Source organism: Micromonospora sp. WMMD737 (assembly GCF_049179055.1).
GTDB classification, from domain to species: Bacteria; Actinomycetota; Actinomycetes; order Mycobacteriales; family Micromonosporaceae; genus Micromonospora; species Micromonospora reichwaldensis.
Window position 1 is genome coordinate 2590705 of record NZ_JBMHMH010000001.1, and the last position, 23472, is coordinate 2614176.

24 protein-coding genes and 1 pseudogene are annotated in these 23472 nt (G+C 68.9%); 15 read left to right on the plus strand and 10 right to left on the minus strand.

The features are described from left to right. The first annotated feature begins 199 nt into the window (after positions 1-199). From ACN27A_RS10280 to ACN27A_RS10305, 6 genes are all read left to right on the plus strand, one after another. Entirely contained in the window at positions 200-844 is a 645-nt protein-coding gene (locus ACN27A_RS10280) for a helix-turn-helix domain-containing protein (protein WP_421458425.1), read from the plus strand. A 92-nt stretch (positions 845-936) separates the two neighbouring features. Then, a complete protein-coding gene (locus tag ACN27A_RS10285; RefSeq protein WP_421451888.1) occupies positions 937-1158 on the plus strand; it encodes a hypothetical protein in 222 nt (73 codons plus the stop codon). Positions 1159-1173: 15 nt separating this feature from the next. Beyond that, positions 1174-2313, plus strand: coding sequence for a cyclophane-forming radical SAM peptide maturase AmcB (gene amcB / locus ACN27A_RS10290; protein WP_421451890.1), 1140 nt, complete (start codon positions 1174-1176; stop codon positions 2311-2313). 73 nt (positions 2314-2386) lie between these two features. After that, complete coding sequence (amcA, locus tag ACN27A_RS10295) at positions 2387-2488, plus strand: multiple cyclophane-containing RiPP AmcA (protein ID WP_421458426.1); 102 nt, start codon at positions 2387-2389, stop codon at positions 2486-2488. Between the two features lie 77 nt (positions 2489-2565). After that, the gene (locus tag ACN27A_RS10300) at positions 2566-3225 is read left to right on the plus strand and encodes a pentapeptide repeat-containing protein (RefSeq protein ID WP_421451892.1); all 660 of its coding nucleotides are present in this window, start codon (positions 2566-2568) and stop codon (positions 3223-3225) included. A 111-nt stretch (positions 3226-3336) separates the two neighbouring features. Then, positions 3337-4068, plus strand: coding sequence for a hypothetical protein (locus ACN27A_RS10305; RefSeq protein ID WP_421451895.1), 732 nt, complete (start codon positions 3337-3339; stop codon positions 4066-4068). 56 nt (positions 4069-4124) lie between these two features. Here the strand turns inward: ACN27A_RS10305 and ACN27A_RS10310 are convergent, their stop codons facing one another. Then, a complete protein-coding gene (locus ACN27A_RS10310) occupies positions 4125-5144 on the minus strand; it encodes a hypothetical protein (protein WP_421451896.1) in 1020 nt (339 codons plus the stop codon). A 1235-nt stretch (positions 5145-6379) separates the two neighbouring features. Here ACN27A_RS10310 and ACN27A_RS10315 point away from each other — a divergent pair. The 3 genes from ACN27A_RS10315 (at position 6380) to ACN27A_RS10325 (ending at position 9849) form a co-directional block, all read left to right on the plus strand. Beyond that, positions 6380-6775, plus strand: a complete 396-nt coding sequence (locus tag ACN27A_RS10315) for a hypothetical protein (protein WP_421451899.1) — start codon at positions 6380-6382, stop codon at positions 6773-6775. A gap of 62 nt (positions 6776-6837) precedes the next feature. Beyond that, positions 6838-8286 carry an FtsK/SpoIIIE domain-containing protein gene (locus ACN27A_RS10320; protein WP_421451901.1) on the plus strand — a complete coding sequence of 483 codons (1449 nt, stop codon included), beginning with the start codon at positions 6838-6840 and terminating at the stop codon, positions 8284-8286. Between the two features lie 147 nt (positions 8287-8433). Next, positions 8434-9849, plus strand: a complete 1416-nt coding sequence (locus tag ACN27A_RS10325; RefSeq protein WP_421451904.1) for a replication initiator — start codon at positions 8434-8436, stop codon at positions 9847-9849. A gap of 211 nt (positions 9850-10060) precedes the next feature. On the opposite strand, the gene ACN27A_RS10330 is transcribed toward ACN27A_RS10325, so the two are convergent. After that, the gene (locus tag ACN27A_RS10330; protein ID WP_421451906.1) at positions 10061-11479 is read right to left on the minus strand and encodes a recombinase family protein; all 1419 of its coding nucleotides are present in this window, start codon (positions 11477-11479) and stop codon (positions 10061-10063) included. Between the two features lie 22 nt (positions 11480-11501). Between ACN27A_RS10330 and ACN27A_RS10335 the strand changes: the two are divergent. The 6 genes and pseudogenes from ACN27A_RS10335 to ACN27A_RS10360 all read left to right on the plus strand — a co-directional run. Then, a pseudogene (locus tag ACN27A_RS10335) lies at positions 11502-11804 on the plus strand (SAM-dependent methyltransferase); the annotation flags it as partial. Between the two features lie 105 nt (positions 11805-11909). After that, positions 11910-12461, plus strand: coding sequence for a Uma2 family endonuclease (locus ACN27A_RS10340; protein ID WP_421451908.1), 552 nt, complete (start codon positions 11910-11912; stop codon positions 12459-12461). A 47-nt stretch (positions 12462-12508) separates the two neighbouring features. After that, the gene (locus tag ACN27A_RS10345; RefSeq protein WP_421451911.1) at positions 12509-12730 is read left to right on the plus strand and encodes a DUF2945 domain-containing protein; all 222 of its coding nucleotides are present in this window, start codon (positions 12509-12511) and stop codon (positions 12728-12730) included. Next, on the plus strand, positions 12717-13067 hold the full coding sequence (locus ACN27A_RS10350) for a DUF3140 domain-containing protein (protein ID WP_151455505.1): 351 nt from the start codon (positions 12717-12719) through the stop codon (positions 13065-13067). The genes ACN27A_RS10345 and ACN27A_RS10350 overlap by 14 nt, the downstream gene beginning before the upstream one ends. 50 nt (positions 13068-13117) lie before the next feature. Further along, positions 13118-13867, plus strand: a complete 750-nt coding sequence (locus ACN27A_RS10355) for an SDR family NAD(P)-dependent oxidoreductase (protein WP_421451915.1) — start codon at positions 13118-13120, stop codon at positions 13865-13867. 47 nt (positions 13868-13914) lie between these two features. Further along, complete coding sequence (locus ACN27A_RS10360; RefSeq protein ID WP_421451918.1) at positions 13915-14280, plus strand: MerR family transcriptional regulator; 366 nt, start codon at positions 13915-13917, stop codon at positions 14278-14280. Positions 14281-14302: 22 nt separating this feature from the next. Here the strand turns inward: ACN27A_RS10360 and polA are convergent, their stop codons facing one another. The 8 genes from polA to ACN27A_RS10400 form a co-directional block, all read right to left on the minus strand. Continuing rightward, entirely contained in the window at positions 14303-17002 is a 2700-nt protein-coding gene (gene polA, locus ACN27A_RS10365; protein WP_421451921.1) for a DNA polymerase I, read from the minus strand. An 88-nt stretch (positions 17003-17090) separates the two neighbouring features. Beyond that, on the minus strand, positions 17091-17900 hold the full coding sequence (locus ACN27A_RS10370; RefSeq protein ID WP_421451924.1) for an amino acid ABC transporter ATP-binding protein: 810 nt from the start codon (positions 17898-17900) through the stop codon (positions 17091-17093). Next, positions 17897-18877, minus strand: a complete 981-nt coding sequence (locus tag ACN27A_RS10375) for an amino acid ABC transporter permease (RefSeq protein WP_421451927.1) — start codon at positions 18875-18877, stop codon at positions 17897-17899. Before ACN27A_RS10375 ends, ACN27A_RS10370 begins: the two co-directional genes overlap by 4 nt. Positions 18878-18879: 2 nt before the next feature. Further along, positions 18880-19791: an ABC transporter substrate-binding protein gene (locus tag ACN27A_RS10380; protein ID WP_151455511.1), complete on the minus strand. Its 912-nt coding sequence runs from the start codon at positions 19789-19791 to the stop codon at positions 18880-18882. 33 nt (positions 19792-19824) lie between these two features. After that, positions 19825-20535 carry an ABC transporter ATP-binding protein gene (locus ACN27A_RS10385; protein WP_357579255.1) on the minus strand — a complete coding sequence of 237 codons (711 nt, stop codon included), beginning with the start codon at positions 20533-20535 and terminating at the stop codon, positions 19825-19827. Continuing rightward, complete coding sequence (locus tag ACN27A_RS10390; protein ID WP_421451930.1) at positions 20525-21370, minus strand: ABC transporter ATP-binding protein; 846 nt, start codon at positions 21368-21370, stop codon at positions 20525-20527. Before ACN27A_RS10390 ends, ACN27A_RS10385 begins: the two co-directional genes overlap by 11 nt. Next, positions 21363-22472: a branched-chain amino acid ABC transporter permease gene (locus ACN27A_RS10395; protein WP_421451932.1), complete on the minus strand. Its 1110-nt coding sequence runs from the start codon at positions 22470-22472 to the stop codon at positions 21363-21365. The genes ACN27A_RS10390 and ACN27A_RS10395 overlap by 8 nt, the downstream gene beginning before the upstream one ends. Next, a complete protein-coding gene (locus ACN27A_RS10400) occupies positions 22469-23419 on the minus strand; it encodes a branched-chain amino acid ABC transporter permease (RefSeq protein WP_421451934.1) in 951 nt (316 codons plus the stop codon). Before ACN27A_RS10400 ends, ACN27A_RS10395 begins: the two co-directional genes overlap by 4 nt. Between the last annotated feature and the right edge of the window lie 53 nt (positions 23420-23472).

The following is a 23472-nucleotide window of genomic DNA, read 5'->3' on the forward strand; positions in this document are numbered from 1 at the left end:
TCCAGGTATGTCACGAGGGGCCGCCCGGCTGCATAGCGGTGGTGGCCGGTTCGCTGCGGGTGCTAATTGACGTGTCGGGTGTTGGTGAGGCCAGCACTCCTCCGGCTGTAACTGGTGGGGGACGGGTGTACTCGCTGGCTGAGCGGCGGGCGCAGTGAAAGTGTCACGTTCCCAGAACCGGCAGCAGCGCCGCCCAGGGATGGGCGTAATCACTCCGGCTCAGGTCGCAGAGGCACGTAAGCGCATCGGCTGGCAGTTGGCCACGCGGCGCGATGCGGCGGGCTTGACGCAGGCGGAACTGTCGCGCCGCATCCATTATTCGCGGAGCACGGTGGCCACCGTGGAGGTTGGACGAGGAAGCGCTACCCGTCAGTTTTGGCAAAGGTCCGATGTTGAGATTGGTGCTGGTGGCGCTCTTGTAGCGGCCTTCGATCAAGTGTCCGCGCTCGTGCGGGATTTCCAAGGACAGGCAGGGAGAGAGGGGCAACGGGAGCGCCAGGAACGCGCCGGGCCGTCACTAACGTCCTCGCCACAGGGGTCCGGTGGCTGCGGCTGCGGGATTGCGGTCGGGCGGTGGACCTGGCGCGAGGTTCGCGCACTTCGTGAGGCTTTACGGTTTGGCGTTCGCGCATTTGCTGAACATCTGGGCGTGCCCAAGGCAACCGCTGCTGGATGGGAGGATCAAAGCACTATAGGGCCGCCGCGGCTTGCTATGCGCATTCTGGACCAAGCGCTCAGGTTGGCTGACGCCGACACCAGGGCTCGATTTAGTCTGATTATAGCTAATTCTGGTGGCAGGATTCAGCCAGAGAGTGTCTATCCTGCGCCGACTGAGCTGGACTAAAGGAGGTGAATTGTTTGCCGCTGCGTCCACACACTCCGATCAGGCCAATTTGGCTGTGTCGCTCCTGCGGATATCCGTGGCCGTGCGGAGGGGTGAAGATTGCACTTTTGGCCGATTATGAACACGACCGGGTAAGCCTGTTCGTGTACCTGGCAAGTTCCCTAAGTAGTGCCGTGGATGACCTCAGCAAGCTTCGTCCCGACCTATTCGATGTCGACAGCCTGTTCGACCGTTTCATGAGTTGGCCGAATCATTGCCGCCCCGAGGTTAGCAAAGTCGAATTCGCTGCTGGTCTGGTGCCTGAGCATAAATGAGGGAGTGATCGAGACATGGCGAACATCGGTATCGTTGCCGCAACGGGCGAACCGGCGATTGCAGGCGTCTTTCATACACTAGTCCTCCAGCCTACAACTTTCTGCAACCTCGACTGTTCATACTGCTATTTGTTGGAAAGGGGTGCGCGGCGCCAGATGTCGCCGGCTGTCGCAGCGGCCTGCGCGGCGTCGATCACCGGGCAGGGCAGCCCAGAAGCGGTAAGCGTGGTGTGGCATGGGGGTGAACCGACCGCGATGCCGCTGGAGGCATTCCGGGGGTTGCTCGTGCCATTCGAAGCGTTGCGTCGAGAAGGCCGGGTGCGACATGAGATCCAGACTAACGCGACATTGATCAATCGGCGGTGGTGTGATCTGTTCGCCGCCAACGAATTTACGGTTGGTGTAAGCATTGACGGGCCAGGAGCGCTGAATCGGAATCGCCTCGACCGGGCGGGCAACGACACCGTTTCACGCACGCTGCGGGGCATCGACATGTTGGCCGCTTCGGGCATGTCGTATTCGGTAATCTGCGTGGTGACGCCGGAGACGATTGCGCATGCGGATGAGTTGGTGGACTTCTTCACTGACCTGCCCGGCTGCGGATCAGTGGGTTTCAACATTGAGGAGCAGGAAGGCGCGGCCCGCGTGCCTGTATCCGACGATGCGGCTTACCGGTTTTGGCGGCGACTGGTGCAACGCCGACTCGACGGCAGCCCGTTGCGGGTACGCGACCTAGACCGCCTGGCCGACTATATCGCCGCCAACAGGGCTGGTCCGGTGAGGCAGGTGCCGTACGAACCGATTCCTACCGTCTCTCATGATGGAGACGTGGCGTTGCTGTCGCCGGAATTACTGGGCGTACCGAGTGAGCGATACGGGAATTTCGTTGCCGGTAACGTCTTGCGTAGCTCCATTCCTGAGATGCTGCGGCGGGCGTCGAGCCTGCGGTATGTGCAGGAGTTTGTTTCGGCTTTGAACGATTGCGCCACGGGCTGCCCTTTCTTCGGATTCTGTAGGGGCGCTCAGGCGGGCAACCGTTATTTCGAACACGGCACCCTTGCCGTCCGGGAAACAGCTTACTGCCGGACGACTCGTCAGGCGTTGGTCCGCGCCACGGTGGACCAACTAACGTTGTTGGAGGTAGAAAATGGCTAGTGCGCTGGCTCCCCTCGCCGGCATCGCGCCGGAGCGGTTGGCGCGTTTCGGCGTCGATCTCGGTAGGTGCGTGATGCCGATAGACGCTGCAAAGTTCGACAATCGACCCGGATGGGACAACAAGGGTAAGTTCGACAGTCGGCCGAGCTGGGACAACTGGAGTAAGAAGAGCTAGCCGCCCCAGCCCTGGCGGCGGTTCGTGGTGATTGGGGGAGCGGGTGACCGCTCCCCGCTTAACTGAGTTGAGGGAACATGCAGACGAAAACGATCGGCCGCGTGTCGGTCCTCCTTCCGGACCTCGACCCGCGCGACTTGGACGCGGTGACCGAGCAGAGCGATGACCTTCATGAGGCCGACATCGCCAACGCGAGTTGGGCGCGTGCACGACTGGATGAGCTGCGATGGCACGGTAGCCGGCTCGTCGGCGTCGATTTGGGTGAGTCGGTGTGGGAGGGCGGGAGAGTCTTTGGCTGCGAACTGGATCGTGCCGACCTGTCCGGTGCTGAGTTGTCCGGGGTCACCATCGAGCGCTGCGCGCTGTCGGGCTGCAAGTTCACCGGGGCGCGGTTGTCCGACGTGACCCTGAAAGACGTGCTGTTTGAAGGGTGCCGTTTCGACTACGCCTCACTGCGACGCGTGACGGCGGCTGGCGCGGTCGCGTTCGTGGACTGCACCTTGACAAGCGCCACCTTGGCGGCGTGCCGCCTACCCGCCGTTGCCCTGCGTTCGTGCAAGCTGACAGGCGCGGAACTGGACGGTTGCCACCTGCGCGGCGCGGACTTGCGCGGCAACGAGTTGTCGGGGCTCAAAGCCAGCCTGCTCAACCTTGCTGGCGTCACTCTCGACTCTGATCAACTGTCGGAGCTGGCGGACCTGGCCGTGACCGAGCTGGGCATCACCGTCGACCGGTAGTGCCGTGAGGCCCGGGGCTGCCGACAGTGTCCGTGAAGGCCGGCTCTTGGCAGCGATTGGCATGAGGCTGACTGTCGCGGTGCCAACTGGCACTGTGCCAAGCTGTTGTTTATGTACCACTATTCGTCTGTCCGTCGCCGCAGCGTGGAGGCTCGCTGGGCGGTGCGTCGGCGGTTGCGTTCGGCGCGGTGGGGGTTGCTGAAGCCGCGTACGCGGGCGGCGTGGGCGTCGTGGGCTGATGACCTGTACAACCGGCGGGCTGACGCGATTCACGATGAGGTGTGGCGGGCTCAGGCGGCCGGTGAGGACACGGCGATGATGGTGCTGCCGGTGGGTGATCCGGCTATGCCGTTCACTGAGGTGGCTCCTGAGCCGGTGGGGCTGTCGGAGTCGGCACGTCGGCGTCGGGCGTTGGCGGAGCGGGTGTGTGACGCGTTGGTGAATCCGTTGCCGGCTGCGATGTGGCACGGCGAGGCGGACGTAATCGCGTTGCATGTCATGCCGGCGCGGGTGGGCGATGACCCGGAGATGCTGCGGCCCTTCTCGGATGCTCCCGGTGTGGTGGAGCGGGGCGGGCCGGGTGCGCTTCGGGTGGCGTCCGGGTCCGGTGGTGTGGTGTTGCGGGTGCACGGGCCGTCGTGGTCGCTGGTGTTCCGGGTTACTCCGGTGGTCGATGTGATCGCGGTCTTCCTGGATGCGTCGTCGCGCTACGGCTGGCGGGTCGAGGACGACACGGATTCGCGGGAGCTGATCCAAGACGCGGTAACGCGGGTGGTGGAGGAAGCGGCCCGCTACGGCTGGGGCGGGGACAAATACGCCCCGCCGGTGTCGCCGGTAGCCTGAGTCGTCCGGCCGTTCGCGGGGGCGGTTCGCGTTCGCGGGCGGCCGGGCTCTTGTTTCTAGCTGTCTGACCGCTGCTGGGGAATCTGCTTGTTGGCGGCGATGACGCGTCGGAGTTGCCGGACGGCGGTGGCGCGGCGTTTGGACGCGTTGCTCTGTGACAGGTTCAGGTCGGCGGCGACGTGGCCGAGGGGTTCGCCGTCGAGGTAGGTGCGCGTGAGTAGTTCGGCGCTGGTGGGGTCGATCCGGTACTCGGGGGGCATCCGCGCGGACTGTGCGATGAACTGTTGTAGGCGGGCGATGACGGCGTCTTCTCCTCGGGGGTCTGGCAGGGCCGTGTGCTTGGGGCGGTGGGCGTCGACTTCTTCGTGACCGCCGACGGGTATTTCTCGGGGTTCTTCTGCCTTGAGGCGGGCTATGCGGGCTTCGTGCTCGGCTGCGGTCTCGTCGGGGCGGCGGGAGAGCTGTTTGCGGCGGTGTTCGGTGCGTCCGCTGGCGTGGTCGTATGCGCCGCCGAGTAGCCGCGAGTAGACGTTGGGCGGGTCGATGTCCAGCCGCCAGCGGGTGGAGCCGGCGGCGGTGGTCACGGTGTCTTGCATGCGGTGGAGGAAAGCGCGGATCAGGTCGTACTGCGCTTCGACCCGGTGCGACAGGGGGTCGTCGGGGAAGGTGAGGCGGGCGGCGCGTCCGCGTAGTCCGGCGGTGGCGATGCCCAGGGCGTAGAGGTTCCAGTCTTCGCGGTTGGCGGGGTCGTCGCGTACCTGGGTGATGATGTGCCGCCACACCCGGTCTTTGGCCTCCCTCGTGGTGTCATCGCCCAGCATCCGCCGCAACAGGGCATCAGCGCGCATGGGGCGCTGATCGTCGGTGCCGGTGATCGCTCCTTGCGGCACGCCGACGTGGCGGAGCGTCATGGCTGCGGAGAGAACCTGGCCGGTGGGTAGGTCCTTCTCCTCGACGAACTTAGAAACGGCGTCGTCGGGCTCGGCGGTGTCGTCGGCGGAGGGCTCGCGGAATCTGAGGCGGCCGGGCACCGCGATGCCCTGGGGGTGCCGTGTGGGCACTCGGTGTTCGGGCACGGGTTCGTGTCCTCCCCACGTCGCCTCGGGCTGGGTGGGGGCACCGGGCCGGCTGCCGGCTGGGTGGAACCAAGTCGACGGTGACCCCTGGTGCGGCTTCGCTGCGAGCGTTCGCCGTCGCTTGCTTCCACAACCGACAGCCGAGCCGACCCCCGCCGCCGGCCTGACCATTGATCCTTTGAGGGTACGCGCGGAGCAGGAAGAATCTTCAAATTAGTCCCGCCAATCCGTTGATCTTGGAATATTCGGCCCCTTCACGGTCCCCTTTAGTAGGTGAGGGCACCCGTGCACGCGACACGGGATCACCGGGAAGGGGGTGACGATCCGTAATGTCAGGCGATGCCGCGACCGATGGTCCTGGCGTGGTGTGTCGGTGTGGTGTTCGCGGTGCTCAGCCACGGTATTCGAGGGCAAGCCGGCTTGCCGGCGCGGCAGCACCTCAGAGCCGGACCACCGGCCCACCTGACGGCGTCGACGGCGCTGCGGGCACTGTGGCCTGCGGAAATGCGACCGAGGTTGGTCGTATCGGCAGAAATCTGCGGCGGGTCGGGCGTGTCGCGTGGCGTCCTGGCGGCGGTTGCGGTCGCTGGTGGCTCGGGCCGTCGTCCACTGCGGCCGGTCTGCGGGGTGGCGTGTGCCCCGTGGTCGGATCGGTCGTTTCGGCCTGACGCCTGTCCGCTGGCTGTTGGTCGTCTCCGGTGTCGTGTGCCGTCTGTTTCCTTCGGGGCGGGGCGGGGGACCGGCCGAAGGCCGCAGCCCCCGACCCCGCCCACCCCCCCCTTTCCTCCCTTCCCTTCTGTTCGCGGGATCGGCTCTGCCGATCTCGCTTCTTGACCAAGTAGGGAAACTCGTACGCACCTCGCCTTCCCGGGGTGTCGACCCTGCTGCCCTGGCGCACCTGTCGTCCTGGCCCTGATCGCCGGATCTCGGTGCGCGGGATCTGCGCCCATCTCCCGCGTTGTCGTCCGCTCGTGGCCCTGCCGGCTACGGGCTCCCCGGCGTCCGCTCGTCCGGATCGCGCCGGGCTCGACATCGCTGCCGCCCGTTGCCTCGGAGGTTCGTCATGCCCTGTCACACCTACCTCGGCCCGCCGCTGTGGCCGTGCCTCGTGCCGAGTGTGCGGAGTCGCGGCCCACCCCTGGCCGCTGCCTCCCTGCCCCTGTCCCTGTCCCGACTACCGCACCACCTCAAGCACCACCTCAGAGCACTACCCAATCCAAGCTTTGGAGTTTGTTGTGAACAGCATCCCTGTTGATCTTTCTCGTCTGGTCGGCCTGCTGTGTGTGGCCGCGCCGGAACCCAAGACCGATCTCGATGGCGAGCAGCGCAAGGACCGCGACGGTAACCACCTGTGGCTAACCGGGATCGCGGTACGCCGAGCCGGTACCCGCAAGGCGTCGGTGATCGACGTGCAGACCTCCGTCAAGCCGGAAGGCATCACGGAGGGCAGCCCGGTCGGCGTGACCGAGCTGGACGTGTCGGCGTGGGAGATGGAGGGCCGGCACGGCCTGTCCTACAAGGCGGCGTCGATCTTCCCGAAGCGACCCGGCAACGCTGGCTCGTCCTCCGCTCAGGCATCGGCACCGGCACCGCCTCAGCGGGAGCGCGGCGGTAAGGCCAACCAGTCGTGACCGCCGCAGGAGTGATGCCGCCGGCATTGGCACCACCGCCGACGCCTGCGCCGTCTCCGTCGATGACCCCCGGGATTCCCGGCTTCGCGCCGAGTTTCCCGGGGGTCACCCTGGAGCGGCTCCAGTCATGGCTACCCACCATCATTACCGTTGTCGTGGCCGTTTGTGCCGTTATCGTCGCGTTGGCCGTGGTGTCGCGGCTGCTGCGGCGGCTGGCACCTCGGGCGCACTGGTACCTGTTCGGGTTCCCACTGCTGCGGCTACGGATGGGGCACTCCTGGCGGCACCTGTGCCTCAACGCTGGGTTGACCGGCACCGACCGGCCGACGACGGGGCAGCTCGGGCCGCTGCTGGTCAAGGGTCAGCCGATCATGCCGGTCCTGCCGCTGCTGCGGCGTATCCGCCCCCGCTCGTTCGGGGCTACGGCGGTGATCCTGCTGCACCCCGGGCAGATTCCCGAACCGTTCGTCAACGCCGCTGAGGCGATGGCGCACGCCTGGGGTGTGCACGCGGTGCGGGTCGACGCGCGGCTACGGGGCCGGGTTCGACTGACCATCCTCACCGCCGACCCTCTCACCTCCCAGCCGTCCGAACCGACGACCAAGGCGGCTGAGCCGAGCGAACCGCCAGCGAGGCAGGCCGCGGTGACCACCTACCTTCCGGCGACCACCGCACCGGTTGTCCCGGCGGTGGCGGTGCCGGCGGACCTGGTGGCCGAGACAGGCCATCGGGAGGACGGGCAACAGTGGGTGATCGATCTTGTCACCTTCCCGCACTGGTTGGTCACCGGAGCCACGCAGTCAGGCAAGTCCACGCTCATCAACGCCGCCGTAGCCCAGTGGGCGACGCGTCCGGTCGCGCTCGTCGGGATCGACTGCAAAGGCGGCATGGAGCTGGCTCCGCACGCGCCCCGGCTGTCCGCCCTGGCCACCGACCGGGCGGAAGCGGCGAACATCCTGGCCGCACTCGTCACGGAAACTCAACGGCGGATGCGGCTGTGCCGCCAGCACGGGGCACGCAACATCTGGCAACTCCCGCCCGAGGTACGGCCGGTCCCGGTGATCGTGATCGTCGACGAGCTGGCCGAGCTGTACCTAGTCGCGTCCCGCGCTGAGAAGGACGAAGCCCTGCGGGCCACGACACACCTGTTGCGGTTGGCGCAGCTCGGCGCGGCCCTCGGCATACATGTGGTCGTGGCCGGTCAACGGGTCGGCTCCGACTTCGGCCCCGGCGTGACCGCGCTACGCGCCCAGCTCGCCGGGCGGATCTGCCTGCGGGTCAACGACGAGGAAACCGTGAAGATGACCCTTGGTGACCTCTACCCCGACGCGGTGGAAGCCGCCCAGCAGATCGACCCGGCGGTGAAGGGCATCGCGGTCACCACCGCCGACGATGCCGGCTGGATCCGTGCCCGCTCGGTCTACCTGTCGCCGGAACAACTGGCGGCCGTCATCGCCGCTACCGCGCACCTGGCGCCGGTCCTGCCCGACCTCACCCCACCCGCCGCCTAACCCCGGCGCCCGTCCCCGACACGAACGGAGGCATCCGATGCGACCACCACCAACCCGCCCTGCCGTCGCAGCGACCGGTGCCGGCGGCCCACCACCCGACCGGCAACCCAGCGCCGGTCATCCCTATGCGAGAAGCAGAGGACCACCATGCCTACCCCCGCCCCCGGCGGGCCTGACGAGGGCCTGTCGTTCACCGACCGCGAAATCCTGTCCACAGCCACGCACCCCGACTTCCGGGCGTGGCTGGCCCGTGTCCGTCACATCGGCGGCTGCCAACACCCGATCCACCTGATCGGCCACACGCTGACCGTGGACGCCGCCACCGGCCGACTCGTACAAGCCTTCACCTCGGCGGAGCAGCCCCACGGGCGACTCACCATCGCCTGCGGCAACCGCCGCCGATCCCGCTGCGAACCCTGCGCCCGCCTGCACCAGGGCGACACGTATCAGGTCGTCGTGTCCGGACTCGCCGGCGGCAAGGGCGTTCCCGATAGCGTGCGGGCGCATCCGCGTGTGTTCGTCACCTTCACGGCACCCAGCTTCGGCCCCGTCCACCGCCACACCGCAGACGAACCCTGCCGGCCCTCACGCGGCCGACGTGGGCTCGTCTGCGGCCACGGACGGCCCCTGTGGTGCCTCGACCGACACGCGCCCGGCGACCCGCTCACTGGCTCCCCGATCTGCGGCGACTGTTACGACTACCCGGCCGCCGTGCTGTGGAACGCCCACACCCGCGACCTGTGGCAACGGCTGCACCGCAACCTGTATGAAGCCCTCGCCACCACACGCGGCATCTCCCGCGCCGCCGCCCGCCAATCAGTCCGTGTCGCATACGCCAAGGTTGCGGAGTACCAGCGGCGCGGATCGGTGCACTTCCACGCCGTCATGCGCTTCGACGGCCCCACCCTCGATACCCCGCCCCCGGCCTGGGCCACCCTGACACTCCTGACCCAAACCATCCGCACCGCCGCCCGCCGCGTACACCTGGCCGTACCGGGCCTAGACACCATCCTGCGCTTCGGGGCACAGCTCGACATCCGGCCCATCCTGCCCGGCCACGGTAGCGACGACCTCACCGAACGGGCCGTGGCCTCCTACATCGCCAAGTACGTCACCAAACCCGATGTCGCCGGCATCACCGTGGACCGGCCCATCCGCGACGCCATCACCATCTCCGTGCTCCCCGTCACCGACCACGCCCGCACCCTCATCCGCACCTGCTGGAACCTGAGCCGCCGACCGGAGTACAAGGCGCTGAACCTGCGGCGGTCGGCTCACCAACTCGGCTACCGGGGCCACATCGCTAGCAAAAGCCGTGCCTACTCCACCACGTATACCGCTCTGCGCGCCGCCCGCGAGCAACACCGCCGCGACCACAACGACCAGGAGGACACCCACACCGACGACCACACCGACGCCATCACCGACAAGCACTGGACATACGCCGGAACCGGCCACAGCGCCGGACAAGCCATGTTCGCCGACGCCATCGCAGACGACCTCCAAGCCGCCCGCGAAGCCGCCCAAAATGCGCGCACGGGCGGTGAGCACCATGGGCCGTAACAAGGCGTCCGTCCGCACGAGTCGCCGCTCTCGCGCTCTCCTTGGCGACCAGACGGCCGGACACCGCCGCCGTGCCGAGCACGTGCGCAGACTGCTCGACGGATGGCCGCCATTGACAGAGGAACAACGTTCGGCGCTGGCCCTGCTCATTCGAAGGTCGGACCGCCCGGCAGCATGATGGTCATTGGCCTGCTCATGCTGCCGGTGCGGCTCAACCGGCTTGACGCCCGGAGTCCTTCGGCGTGATCCGCACCGTCTCGGGGTCAAACCCCTTGCGGCCCCGGACGGCGGGAAGAACGGTTACCTCCATGAGCGTGTCGATGATCTGGCGGCGCTGGTCGTTGGTCACCTCGTCGGAGCACCACCATTCCCGCACGTCCGGGGCGGCAACAGCCGGGCCGAGCACGTCCACCCGGCCCGCGTCGGCCATCTTTGCCTCAATCTCGGCAATGTCGGCCTCGGCGGCCTCGGTGCCGGCGAGCATCGTTGACCTCGGGATGCGCTTCTTGGCGTAGTCAATGCCGAGCTGCTTGAGCAAGACGCGTGTCGCCTCCAACTCCTCACGGAGCGCGTCCACGTCCGGGCGGTCGTGGTCAACGAGCAGGTCCGCCCCGTCCCGCTCGATGATGGCGATCACGACATCACTGACAAGCTCGTCCACCGGCTCCACAGCTCGGCTGACATGCTTGCCCGTGCGACAGGTGTAGTTCTTGGCCCCGGTCTTCGACTGGCCGCTCATGTTGACCGTCTCGCCACAGACGCCACAGCGGGCAAGCCCGGTGATCATCCCTCTGGCGGACTTGCCGGTCCTCTTACGCGCTGGATTCTCCAAGATCGCCTTGACCGCCCGCCACGTCGCCTCATCCACCAGGCTCGGCCACGCCGCCTTGGTGACCACCTCGCCACGATGTGAGCGAAGACCGGCGTTGCGCGGGCTGGTAAGCCACTTGCGTAGCGTCTCGGTCCGCCACAGGTTCCCCTGACCGGTACGCAGACCCGCGTCATTCAACGCTCGGACCTGCGACGCGAGGTTGCTCTTGGCGAGGATCGCACGGTAGACGGCCTTCGCAGCCTTGGCCTCCTTGTCGCGCAGCGTCACGCGGTCGGGCTCGTAGCCGAACGGTCGGGGGCCGGGGGCCGGGCGTCCCTTCTCGGCGTGCTGCCGGTTCGCCCGCTTCTGGCGCTCCGACTTCAACTCGGTCTCGTATCGGGCGTCACTCGCGGCGTTGTCGAAGAACTTGCGCCCCTGCGGAGTCGAGAGGTCGAAGGTCATCCCGCGAGCGTAGGAGACGATCACGGGCTCAGGTGCGGCAAGACACGTCTCGTAGAACCGATACTCATCCGTCTTCGTCTTCAACAGCCGCTCGCTCGACCACGCGACGACCACGTTGACTTCACCGGCGGCGATGAGCTTCAACAGGCTCTCGAAGCCGGGCCGGCGGCGAAGTGCGGTCTTGTCGTTGTCAACGAGGCGATGCGCTACCCGCCACCTGTTGTACTCCGCGTGGGCATCGCAGTCCTCACCCTGCCGAGCGATGCCCTCACCCTCGCGACTGGTGCCCTTGTGCGGGTCGTCAGAGAGGCGAAGACAGATCGCGGCCCGCCGGTCCCGGCTGCTCAACAACGTCATACGTCAATACTAGCAAGATCATACCCACCCGATGCGGTGGATCTTCCTCGACGACCCCGGCGAGGGCGGGCTGACCGCCGTGCACTCGTACTTCGACCGCTCCCCCTACGTGGAGCAGGACGAGGCCGGCGACGCCACCTACGTCGAGCAGCACCGCACGCTCGGCGACCGGATCCGCGAGCTCGTGGGCGCCGGGTTCCGCCTGCTCGACCTGGTGGAACCGGAGTGGCCCGAGGGGCACGAGGGGATCTGGGGACAGTGGAGCCCGCTGCGCGGCCGCCTCTTCCCCGGCACCGCCATCTTCGTCGCCGAGAAACCCGCCTGAGCGACGGACAGCCGGTGCGACGTCCGCCACGGCCGGCGGGATTACGCTGGGCCGGTGAGCGCCGAGCCGATCGCGACACCACCTGGCCCATGGTGTCCGGACCCGATGCGGCAGCAGCGTGCCGACTACACGCTGGAGGACCTGCTCAACCTGCCGGACGACGCCCCCCGCGTCGAACTCGTCGACGGAGTCATCCAGGTGACGCCCTCCCCCACCCTGGGCCACCAGGACATCTCTCTGTTGCTCGCGCACTGGCTGCTGCAGCACACGCCCGGGCACCTGCGGGTCGCCCAGGCGGTCGGCGTCGCGCTGAACACGAACACCAGCCGCCAGCCGGACGTGTTGCTGCGAAAGGCCGAGGTGCCGTCCGGCCGGTCCCTGCTGCGGCCGGAGGACGTGGTACTCGCGGTGGAGATCGTCTCGCCCGGCACCGGCCGCACCGACCGGTTCGCCAGGCCCGGCGAGTACGCCGCCGCCGGCATCCCCTTCTACTGGCGGATCGAACAGGACCCCGTCCACCTCTACGCCTACCGGCGGGGCGATCGGCTCGGGCCGGGCGGTGAGCGACAGTACGAACTGATCGCCGACAGCGCGGAGCTGATCGAGCTGGTCGAGCCATTCGAGATCAAGCTGCCGATCGCCGACATCACGCCGTAGCCCGCGGGTCGTCGTTTCGGGGCACCGACGCCGGGTACCCGCGTCGCATGGCCGAGCAGAGCGAGTTCCGCAGAGGCGACCACGTCTCCTGGGCCAGCCACAGCGGCCGGGCGTACGGCGTGGTCAAGGAGAAGATCACCGAACGGACGCACGTACGCGGGCACGCCGTGAACGCGTCGCCGGACGAGCCGCAGTACCGGATCCGCAACGACGACTCGGGCCGGGACGTCGCACACCGACCGGAGGTGCTGCGCCATGAGCAGGGGTGACGAGGGCCGGGACACCTACCGGGAGTTCACCGAGGCGGTGAACATGAAGCCGGCCGAGCTGTCGACGTGGCTGGAGACCGACGAGTCGAAGCAGGTCGGCTGGCACAAGGGTGGGCGCTCCGGCGGCGGCGAGTCGGTCGGGCACGAGTCGGGCCGCAAGATCATCGAGCTGCTGCGGCGCAAGCGTGCCGAGCTTTCCGAGGGCGACTACCGGCACATGCGCAAGGTCGTCGGCTACGTCCGCCGGCACATGGCGCAGCGCCCCTCCGGCGACGTCCGCGACACGAAGTGGCGCTGGTCCCTGATGAACTGGGGCCACGACCCCCTGAAGCGCTGAGCCCGTCCGCTTGACCCTGCCACTGACGGCAGGGTCCAACGATCCGCACCATGAGTCGAGCGCAACGCAGGATCGTCGTCGTCACCGGTGCGGGCACCGGGATCGGACGGGCCACCGCCCGTGGCTTCAGCGCCCAGGGGGCACACGTCGTCGCGGTGGGCCGACGGGCCGCGCCCCTGGCGGAGACCGCCGCCGGTCACCCCGGCATCGAACCGCTGGTCGCCGACGTCACCGCTCCCGGCGCCGCGGAGCTGATCGTCGGCACCGCCACGCAGCGGCACGGCCGCCTCGACGTGCTGGTCAACAACGCGGGCGTGGCCGGCGGCGGTCCACTCGGTTCGCTCGCCCCCGAGACCGTCGAGCGCCACCTGGCGACGAACCTGGTCGCGCCGCTCCTGCTCACCCAGGCGGCGGTGCCGGCGCTGACCGACAGCCGGGGCGTCGTCGTCAACGTCACCACGTCGGTCGGATCGCGGGCCTGGCCGGGCAGCTCGCTGTACGCCGCGGGGAAGTCCGCCCTGGACTCGCTGACCCGCAGCTGGGCGGTGGAGCTCGCGCCGTCCGGGATCAGGGTGGTGGCGGTGGCACCCGGTGCCGTCGACACCCCGATCGGCGCGCACCAGGGGCTGACGCCGCAGCAGCGGGCCGACGTGTGCCGGTGGCAGGTGGCGCGGACGCCGCTGGGGCGCATCGGGCGTCCCGAGGAGGTCGCGTGGGCGATCCTGCGCCTCGCCGACCGGGCGGCCGGCTTCGTCACCGGCGTCGTGCTGCCGGTCGACGGTGGCGCCGTGATCGCGTGACGGTGTCGCCCGTCGCACTGGTAGAACGGTGCCCGGAGGTACGGACCATGCTGATCGGCGAGCTGGCGGAGGCCACCGGCGCCACCCCACGCGCGCTGCGGCACTACGAGCGGCACGGGCTGCTCGACTCCCGGCGGGCCCACAACGGCTACCGGATCTACGACGAGCGGTCGGTGGGCCGCGTGCGCAACATCCGTCACCTGCTGGCCGCCGGCCTGACGCTGGACGACGTGCGGACGTTCCTGCCCTGCCTGGACGGGGACGTGGCCGCCGCCCCGCCCGCGCCGGCCGGCGTCCGGGTCGCCCTGGACCGCCTCGCGGTGCTCGACGCCCGCATCGCGGCACAGACGGCGGTACGCAACCGGCTGGCGGCGGCCCTGCGCGCGGCGGGCACGGCAGTCCCAGACGCCTGACGACGACGCGGGACGGCGCCGGTCAGTGGTCGGCGCTGTTCCAGTCCCGGCCCTCGCCGACGGAGACCTCCAGCGGCACCGACAGCGGGTGCGCCCCGCCCATCTCCCGCCGCACCAGCGCCTCCAGGGTCTCCCGTTCGCCCGGGGCGACCTCGAAGACCAGCTCGTCGTGCACCTGGAGCAGCATCCGCGAGCGCAGGCCCGCCTCGCGCAGCGCCGTGTCGACGTGCAGCATGGCGACCTTGATGATGTCGGCCGCCGAGCCCTGGATGGGGGCGTTGAGCGCCATCCGCTCCGCCATCTCCCGGCGCTGCCGGTTGTCGCTGACCAGGTCGGGCAGGTAGCGGCGGCGGCCCAGGATGGTGGAGGTGTAGCCGTCGTGCCGGGCGCGGGCGACGACTTCCTGGAGGTAGTCGCGCACGCCCCCGAAACCGGCGAAGTAGTTCTCCATCAGCCCGCGCGCCTCCTCGGCGGTGATCCCGAGCTGCTGGGAGAGGCCGAACGCGCTCAGCCCGTACGCCAGGCCGTAGTTCATCGCCTTGATCTTGCGCCGCTGGTCGGCGGTGACCTCGTCGACCGGCACCTCGAAGACCGACGAGGCGGTGGCGGCGTGGAAGTCGGCACCGGAGTTGAACGCGTCGATGAGCGCGTCGTCCGACGACAGGTGCGCCATGATCCGCATCTCGATCTGGCTGTAGTCGGCGGTGAGCAGGCACTCGTAGCCCTCCCCCACCACGAAGGCGCGCCGGATCCGGCGCCCCTCCTCGGTGCGGATCGGGATGTTCTGCAGGTTGGGCTCGGTGGAGGAGAGCCGCCCCGTGGCCGCCACCGTCTGGTTGAACGTGGTGTGGATGCGACCGTCGTCGGAGACCGACTTGAGCAGCCCGTCGACGGTCGTCTTGAGCTTCGCCACGTCCCGGTGGCGCAGCAGGTGGGCCAGCACCGGGTGCGGGTTCTGCGCGTGCAGCCACTGGAGGGCGTCGGCGTCGGTGGTGTAGCCGGTCTTGATCTTCTTGGTCTTGGGCAGGCCCAGCTCGCCGAAGAGGATCTCCTGCAACTGCTTCGGCGAGCCGAGGTTGAACTCCCGGCCGACCGACTCGTAGGCCCCCTGGGCGGCGGCCTTCACCTCGGCGGCGAAGTGCGCCTCCAGCTCGGAGAGGTAGTGCGTGTCGGCGGCGATGCCGGTGCGTTCCATGCCGGCGAGCACCCGCATCAGCGGCAGCTCCACCCCGGCCATCAGCCGCGCCGACTGCTCGCCGTCGCGGGACAGCTCGGCGTCGATCGCGTCGGCCAGGTCGAGGGTGGCGCGGGCCTGGAGCATGAGGTTCTGCTCCGCCTCGCCGTCGTTGCCGAGCCCCTTCAGGGTGAGCTGGCCGGCCTCCGGGGCGTCCACCCGCAGCTCGCGGTGCAGGTAGCGCAGGGCCAGGTCGGTCAGGTCGTAGGAGCGCTGGTCGGGGCGGGCCAGGTAGGCGGCGATCTGGGTGTCGCGCAGGATGCCCTCCAGGCGCCAGCCGTGCGCGGCGAACGCCAGCACCGCCGGCTTGCTGTCGTGCAGCACCTTGGGTCGCCCGGCGTCGGCCAGCCAGGCCGCCAGGGCCGCCTCGTCGGTCGGCTCCAGGGTGGCGGGATCGCACCAGGCCGCCGCGCCGCCGGCGGTGGCCAGCGCCAACCCGGTCACTGAGGCGGTGTGCCGGCGGTTGGGGCCCGTGTCCAGCTTCGCCGCCACGCCCACCGGGGTGTCGGCCGGCGCGTGCGTCTCCAGCCACCCGGCGAGCGCCCCGGGCTCGGTGAGCACCTCGCCGGTCAGGTCGAACCCGGACTCGGCCTCCGGCTCCACCGCCTCCAGGTACTGGTAGAGCCGGTCGCGCAGGATGCGGAACTCGAGGGTGTCGAAGACCTGGTGGACGGCCTCGCGGTCCCACCCCTCCCACCGCGCGTCCTCGGGTCGCAGCGGCAGCTCCAGGTCGGAGACGAGGCAGTTGATCTCGTAGTTGCGGATCACGTCGGCGAGCCGCTCGCGCAGGCTGTCGCCGGCCTTGCCCTTGATCTCGTCGGCCCGCGCGACGACCCCGTCGACCCCGCCGTACGTGTTGATCCACTTCGCGGCGGTCTTCGGCCCGACGCCGGGCACGCCGGGCAGGTTGTCGCTGGTCTCGCCGACCAGGGCCGCCAGGTCGCGGTAGCGCTGCGGGGGGACGCCGTACTTCGCCTCGATCGCCGCCGGGTCCATCCGGGCCAGGTCCGAGACGCCCTTGCGCGGGTAGAGGACCGTGATCTGGTCGCCGACGAGCTGGAACGCGTCGCGGTCGCCGCTGCTGATCAGGACCGACATGCCCTGGTCGCGGGCCTGGCAGGCGAGGGTGGCGATGATGTCGTCGGCCTCGAAGCCCTCCTTCTCCACCACCGGGATGCGCAGCGCCGCGAGGACCTCCTTGACCAGGCTCACCTGGCCCTTGAAGTCGGTCGGGGTCTCGCTGCGGCCGGCCTTGTACTCCGCGTACTTCTCGGTGCGGAAGGAGCGGCGGGAAACGTCGAAGGCGACCACGATGTGCGTGGGCTGCTCGTCGCGCAGCACGTTGATCAGCATGGACGTGAAGCCGTAGACCGCGTTGGTCGGCTGCCCCGTCGTGGTGGAGAAGTTCTCCACCGGCAGGGCGAAGAACGCCCGGTATGCCATGGAATGTCCGTCGACGAGAAGCAGGCGCGGCATCGTAGCTGTCACGGCAGCGACTCTAGCCGCCCGCTCCGACACTCCGGGACACCGGCACGGACGCCGGCGCGGCCCGGGGTGGACCGCGCCGGCGTACCGCTCAGAGCACCTTGGCCAGGAACGCCTTCGTCCGGTCGTGCCGGGGGTTGGCGATCACCTCGCGGGGCACGCCGGACTCGACCACGACGCCGCCGTCCATGAAGACCAGCGAGTCGCCGACCTCGCGGGCGAAGCCGATCTCGTGGGTGACCACGATCATCGTCATGCCGTCGCGCGCCAGGTCCTTCATCACGTCGAGCACCTCGCCGACCAGTTCCGGGTCGAGCGCGCTGGTGGGCTCGTCGAAGAGCATCAGCTTCGGCTGCATCGCCAACGCCCGGGCGATCGCCACCCGCTGCTGCTGCCCGCCGGAGAGCTGACCCGGGTAGTTGCCGAGCTTGTCGCCCAGCCCCACCCGCTCCAGCAGCGCGGCGGCCCGGTCCCTGGCGGTGGCCTTCTTCTCCCCGCCCACCAGCACCGGCGCCTCGGCGACGTTCTCCAGGGCGGTCATGTGCGGGAAGAGGTTGAACCGCTGGAACACCATGCCGATCACCCGGCGCTGGGCGGCGACGTCGGACTCCCGCATCTCGTGCAGCTTGCCGCCGCGCTCGCGGTAGCCGATCAGGTCGCCGTCCACCCAGATCCGACCGGCGTTGATCTTCTCCAGGTGGTTGATGCAGCGCAGGAACGTCGACTTGCCGGAGCCGGAGGGACCCAGCAGGCAGCACACCTCGCCGCTGCGGACCTCCAGGTCGATGCCCTTGAGCACCTCGATCGACCCGAACGACTTGTGCACCTGCTCGGCCCGGACCATCGGCGTGGACTCCACCGCCGCCCCGCCGGCCGCTGCCGGCACCGTCAGCTCGGTCATGCGCCGTCCGCCTTCCCGGTCGTGCCGCCGTTCTCCGCCGCGATCGCCCGCAGCCTGGTCTTCGCCCGTCCGCTGCGCCCGACGCCCTTGGAGAAGTGCCGCTCCAGGTAGTACTGCCCGACCAGCAGCACGCTGGTCAGCAGCAGGTACCAGATGGTCGCCGCGACCAGCATCGGGAAGACCTGGAAGGTCCGGCTACCGACGGCCCGGAGTTGGAAGAACAGCTCGGTGGAGACCGGCACGAAGGCCACCAGCGAGGTGTCCTTGAGCATGGCGATGGTCTCGTTGCCGGTCGGCGGGACGATCACCCGCATGGCCTGCGGCAGCACGATCCGACGCAGGATCTGCCCCCGGCGCAGGCCGAGCGCCTGCGCGGCCTCGGTCTGCCCCTCGTCGACCGACTGGATGCCGGCCCGGACGATCTCCGCCATGTAGGCGGCCTCGGACAGGCCCAGCGCCAGCATGCCGGCGACGAAGCCGGTCAGGATCTCCACTGCGGAGAAGCCGAACAGCCGCGCCTCGAAGTCGTCGACCCCGAACAGGGCGCCGATCTGCCGGTCGAACGGCAGCCCGAACTCGACGCGCGCCCAGAGGATGCCCAGGTTGCCGAAGAGGATCGCCAGCACCAGCCGGGGCACCGCCCGGAAGAACCAGGTGTACGCGAAGGCGACGCCGCGCAGGATCGGGTTCTCCGACAGCCGCATGATGGCGATGACGACGCCCAGCCCGACACCGATCAGCATGGAGGTCACCAGCAGCGCGATCGTGCCGCGCAGCCCCTCGACGATCGGCGGGCGGAACATCTCGTCGATCATGAACGACCAGTTGAACGCCTTGTTCGTCACCAAGAGGTGCACGAACATGGCCACCAGCACCCCGATCACGCCGACGGCGACCCACCGCCCGGGATGCCGTACGGGCACGGCCCGGATGGGTTCCGGCCGTGCCCGTTCGGGTGTGTCCGTCTCGACAGACATGGTCAGCTGGTCGGGTTCAGCGCCGGGGTCGTGATGGCGCCGCCCTCGACGCCCCACTTCTTCAGCGCGCCCTCGTACGTGCCGTCGGCGATGACCGCGGTGACGGCCTCCTTGAGCACCTCGGCGAACGCGGCCTGGTCCTTCTTCACCGCGTAGCCGTACGGGGCCGACTCGTAGATGTCGCCGAGCAGCTCCAGCTGGCCGCTGCTCTGCTTCACCGCGTACGCGCCGACCGGGGAGTCGGCCAGCATGGCGTCGTTCTTGCCGCTGACCACGGCGGCCGTGGCGTCGCTCTGCGCCTGGTACTGGTCGATGGTGATGGCCGGCTTGCCGGCGTCGGTGCACTTCTTCGACCGGGCGGTGATGTCGTCGAGCTGCACGGTGCCGACCTGCACGGCGATCTTCTTGCCGCAGGCGTTCTCGGTGTCGACCTTGGCCGGGTTGCCGGCCTTGGTCGCCCACTGGGTGCCGGCGGAGAAGTAGCTGACCATGTTGACGGTCTTCATCCGCTCGGCGTTGATGGTGAACGAGGAGACGCCGACCTCGTACTTGCCCGAGTCGACGCCGGGCAGGATCGCGTCGAACGGCGCCGACTCGTACTCGGCCTTCAGGCCGAGCTTCTGCGCGACCGCGTTGAACAGCTCGATGTCGAAGCCGACCACCGTCTTGCCGTCGGCGTCGAGGAACTCCGCCGGGGCGTACGTCGAGTCGGTGCCGACCTTGATCACGCCGTCGGCCTTGATGGCGTCGGGCACCTTCGCGGCAAGCGCCGAGTCGGCGGCGGCGGTGACGCTGGGGCCGGCGCCGGGCTGCTCGGTGCTCTCCTTCTCGCCGCAGCCGGCCAGCGAGAGGGCGAGCAGGGCGGCGCCGGTGACGCCGAGGGCGGCCCGGCGGCCACCACTGATGCGGAACATGGGGTACTCCTTGCGATGAGGGGTGACGGCCGGTCAGGCCACGCCGAGGTAGGCCTCTTTGACCGCCGGGTCGTGCAGCAGCTCGGCACCGGTGCCGCTCTTGACGATCACGCCGGTCTCCAGCACGTACGCCCGGTGGGCCCGGGCCAGCGCCTGCTGGGCGTTCTGCTCGACCAGCAGGACGGTGGTGCCCTGCTGGTTGATCTCGACGATGATGTCGAAGATCTGCTGGATCAGCATCGGCGCCAGACCCATCGAGGGCTCGTCGAGCAGCAGCAGCTTCGGCCGGCTCATCAGCGCCCGCCCGACGGCCAGCATCTGCTGCTCGCCGCCGGAGAGGGTGCCGCCCTGCTGCTTGCGCCGCTCGGCCAGGCGCGGGAAGAGGCCCAGCACCCGGTCGAGGTCCTGGGCGATGCCGGCCCGGTCACGCCGGGTGTACGCGCCCATGTCGAGGTTCTCCAGCACCGTCATGCCCGGGAAGATCCCGCGGCCCTCGGGTGCCTGGCACAGCCCCCGCCGGACCCGCAGGTCCGCCCGGAGCTTGGTGATGTCCTCACCGTCGAACCGGATGCTGCCGCTGGCGACCGGCCGGATCCCGGAGATCGCCCGCATCGTGGTCGACTTGCCGGCGCCGTTGGCGCCGATCAGGGCGACGATCTCGCCCTCGTCCACCGTCAGGCTGATGCCGTGCAGCGCCTGGATCCGCCCGTAGAGCAGGCTCACATCGTCGATCTCAAGCAGCATCGTCCGGCACCCCCAGGTACGCCGCGATCACCTTCGGGTTCTCCCGCACCTCGGCGGGCAGCCCCTCGGCGATCTTCTTTCCGAACTCCAGCACCACGATCCGGTCGGTGACGCCCATGACCAGGCGCATGTCGTGCTCGATGAGCAGCACGGTCACGCCGGTGTCCCGGATCTGCCGGATGAGCTGGAGCAGTTCCTCCTTCTCCGCCGGGTTGAAGCCGGCGGCCGGCTCGTCCAGGCAGAGCAGCACCGGGTCGGTGGCCAGCGCGCGGGCGATCTCGAGGCGCCGCTGCTCGCCGTAGGAGAGGTTGCGGGCGAACTCGTGCATCCGCTTGCGGACGCCGACGAACTCCAGCAGGCGCTCGGCCTTCTCCCGGCTCTCGCGCTCCTCCTTCCAGTAACGCGGCAGGCGGAACAGCGCGGAGATGACGCTCGTCTTGTTGTGCGCGTCCGCGCCCACCAGGACGTTCTCCAGCGCCGTCATCTCCGGGAAGAGGCGGATGTTCTGGAACGTCCGCGCCATGCCCATCTGGGTGATCTGGTGCCGCTTCTTGCCGCTGACCTTCTGGCCACGGAACCGGATCTGCCCCTCGGTGGGCTGGTAGATGCCGGTCATGGCGTTGAAGCAGGTGGTCTTGCCGGCGCCGTTCGGGCCGATCAGGCCGAGGATCTCGCCCTTGTAGAGGGTGAAGTCCACCTCGTTCAGGGCGACCACGCCGCCGAAGCGCAGCGTGACCTTGTCGACCTCCAGCAGCGGCTCCCGGGTGGGCACCGCCTCCACGGCCGGCGCGCCGGCCTGCGCCGGAACGACCGGCGTCTGCTCGGTGTCACTCACCGACGGTCACCTCCTTGCGACGATCCTTGAACTCCGCCGCACGTCGTCGGTTGGGGATCAGGCCCTCCGGCCGGAAGATCATCATGACCACCAGCACCAGGCCGAAGAACAGGAACCGGTACTCGTACAGCTCGACGCCCAGCAGCTCGATGCCACGGAACCGCTCGATCATGTACGCCACCAGGCCACCGCCGACGATCGCGCCGACGATGTTGCCCGAGCCGCCGAAGATGACCGCGGCCAGGATGATGATCGAGTTCAGCAGCTCGAAGTTCTGCGAGTTGACGAAGTTCTGCTTGCCCGCGAAGAGCGCACCGGCGAGGCCCGCGATCGCGGCACCCGCGGCGAACGCCCACAGCTTGAACTTGAACGTCGGCACGCCCATGAGCTGCGCCGCGTCCTCGTCCTCCCGGATGGAGATCCAGGCGCGCCCGACCCGGCTGTGGGTCAGGTTCCGCACCCCGATGACCACCAGGATGATCACCGTGAGGACCAGCCAGTAGTACGGGCGGGCGTCGAGCACGCCGAAGACCGGCTTGCCGTCGGCGTACTGGCCCGGCGGGTGCGGGATCTGGTTGAAGCCCCGCTGGCCCTTGAGGAACTCCGAGCTGACCGCGCCGATGCGGATCATCTCGGCGAAGCCGAGCGTCACCAGCGCCAGGTAGTCGCCCCGCAGCCGCAGGGTCGGCGTACCGAGCATCACACCGGAGACCATCGTCAGGGCGATCGCCACCGGCACCGCCAGCAGCCACGGCCACAGCGTCTTGAGGTCGCTGCTCGGCGAGGTCAGCACCGCCACGGTGTACGCGCCGACGGCGAAGAAGCCGAAGTAGCCGAGGTCGAGCAGGCCGGCGAAGCCGACCACGATGTTCAGACCGACGGCCAGCAGCACGTAGATCGAGACGGTGAACATCACCTGCGTGAAGTTCGCACCGGGGGTCGGGATCGGCCCGAGGTACTGGTAGAACTCCTTGTTCGGCAGCGCGTAGAAGAACACGATCACCGCGGCCAGCAGCGCCCAACGCACCCAGCGCGGCGCGTGGTGCCACCGTTCGCCGACCGCCTCGCGGCCGGAGCGCACCTTCTCCAAGACGGTCGTCATGCCCGTGCCCTCCCCAGCGACTCACCCAGCAGACCGGTCGGCCGGAACATCAGCAGTACCACCAGCAGCGCGAAGGCGGCGAAGTCCTTCCACTCGCTGCCGAACAGACCGGAGGCGTAGTTCTCGATCAAGCCCAGCAGTAGGCCGCCGACGAGCGCGCCGCGCAGGTTGCCGATGCCGCCGAGCACCGCGGCGGTGAAGGCCTTCAGGCCGAGCAGGAAGCCGACGCTGTAGGTGAGGGTCTGGATCCGTACGTCGTAGAGCAGGCCGGCGACGCCGGCCATGCTGCCGCCGGCGATGAAGACGATCAGGATGATCCGGTCCTTGTTCACGCCCATCAGCGCGGCGGTGTTGGCGTCCTGGGCGACCGCCCGGATGCCGCGACCGACCCGGCTGCGGTTGATGAACAGGTCCAGCGCGATCATCATCACCAGCGCGGCGCCGAGGGTGAGCAGCTGCACCCCGTCGATCGGCACGCCGAAGATGTGGAACAGCGGATCCTGGCTGACCAGGATCGGGGCGCCCTCCGGGCGGCGGCGGGTCCAGATGCCGAACGCCTCGGAGATGGCGATGGACGCGCCGATCGCCGTGATCAGGAAGGCCAGCGGCGGCGCGTTGCGCTTACGCAGCGGCCGGTACGCCACCCGCTCGATCACGGTGGCCGTGCCGGCGGAGGCGATCGCCGCGACGATCATCGCCACCAGCAGGTAGAACATGATCGACCCGATGCCGCTGACCTGCGAGTTCTGGTCGAGCCCGAAACCGTTCCAGGTCCAGATCGCCGCGAACGCACCGGCGATGAAGACCTCGGAGTGGGCGAAGTTGATGAGTCTCAGCACGCCGTAGACCAGCGTGTAGCCGAGCGCGACCAGGGCGTAGATCGCACCCTGCGTCAGGCCGGTCGTCGTGTATGTCCCGAAGTTGGAGAACAGGTCGTCGAAGTTCAATGAAGGGACACTCCATCAGGGTCTGGAGAGAAAAGTGGGGCGCGGCCGGGAGC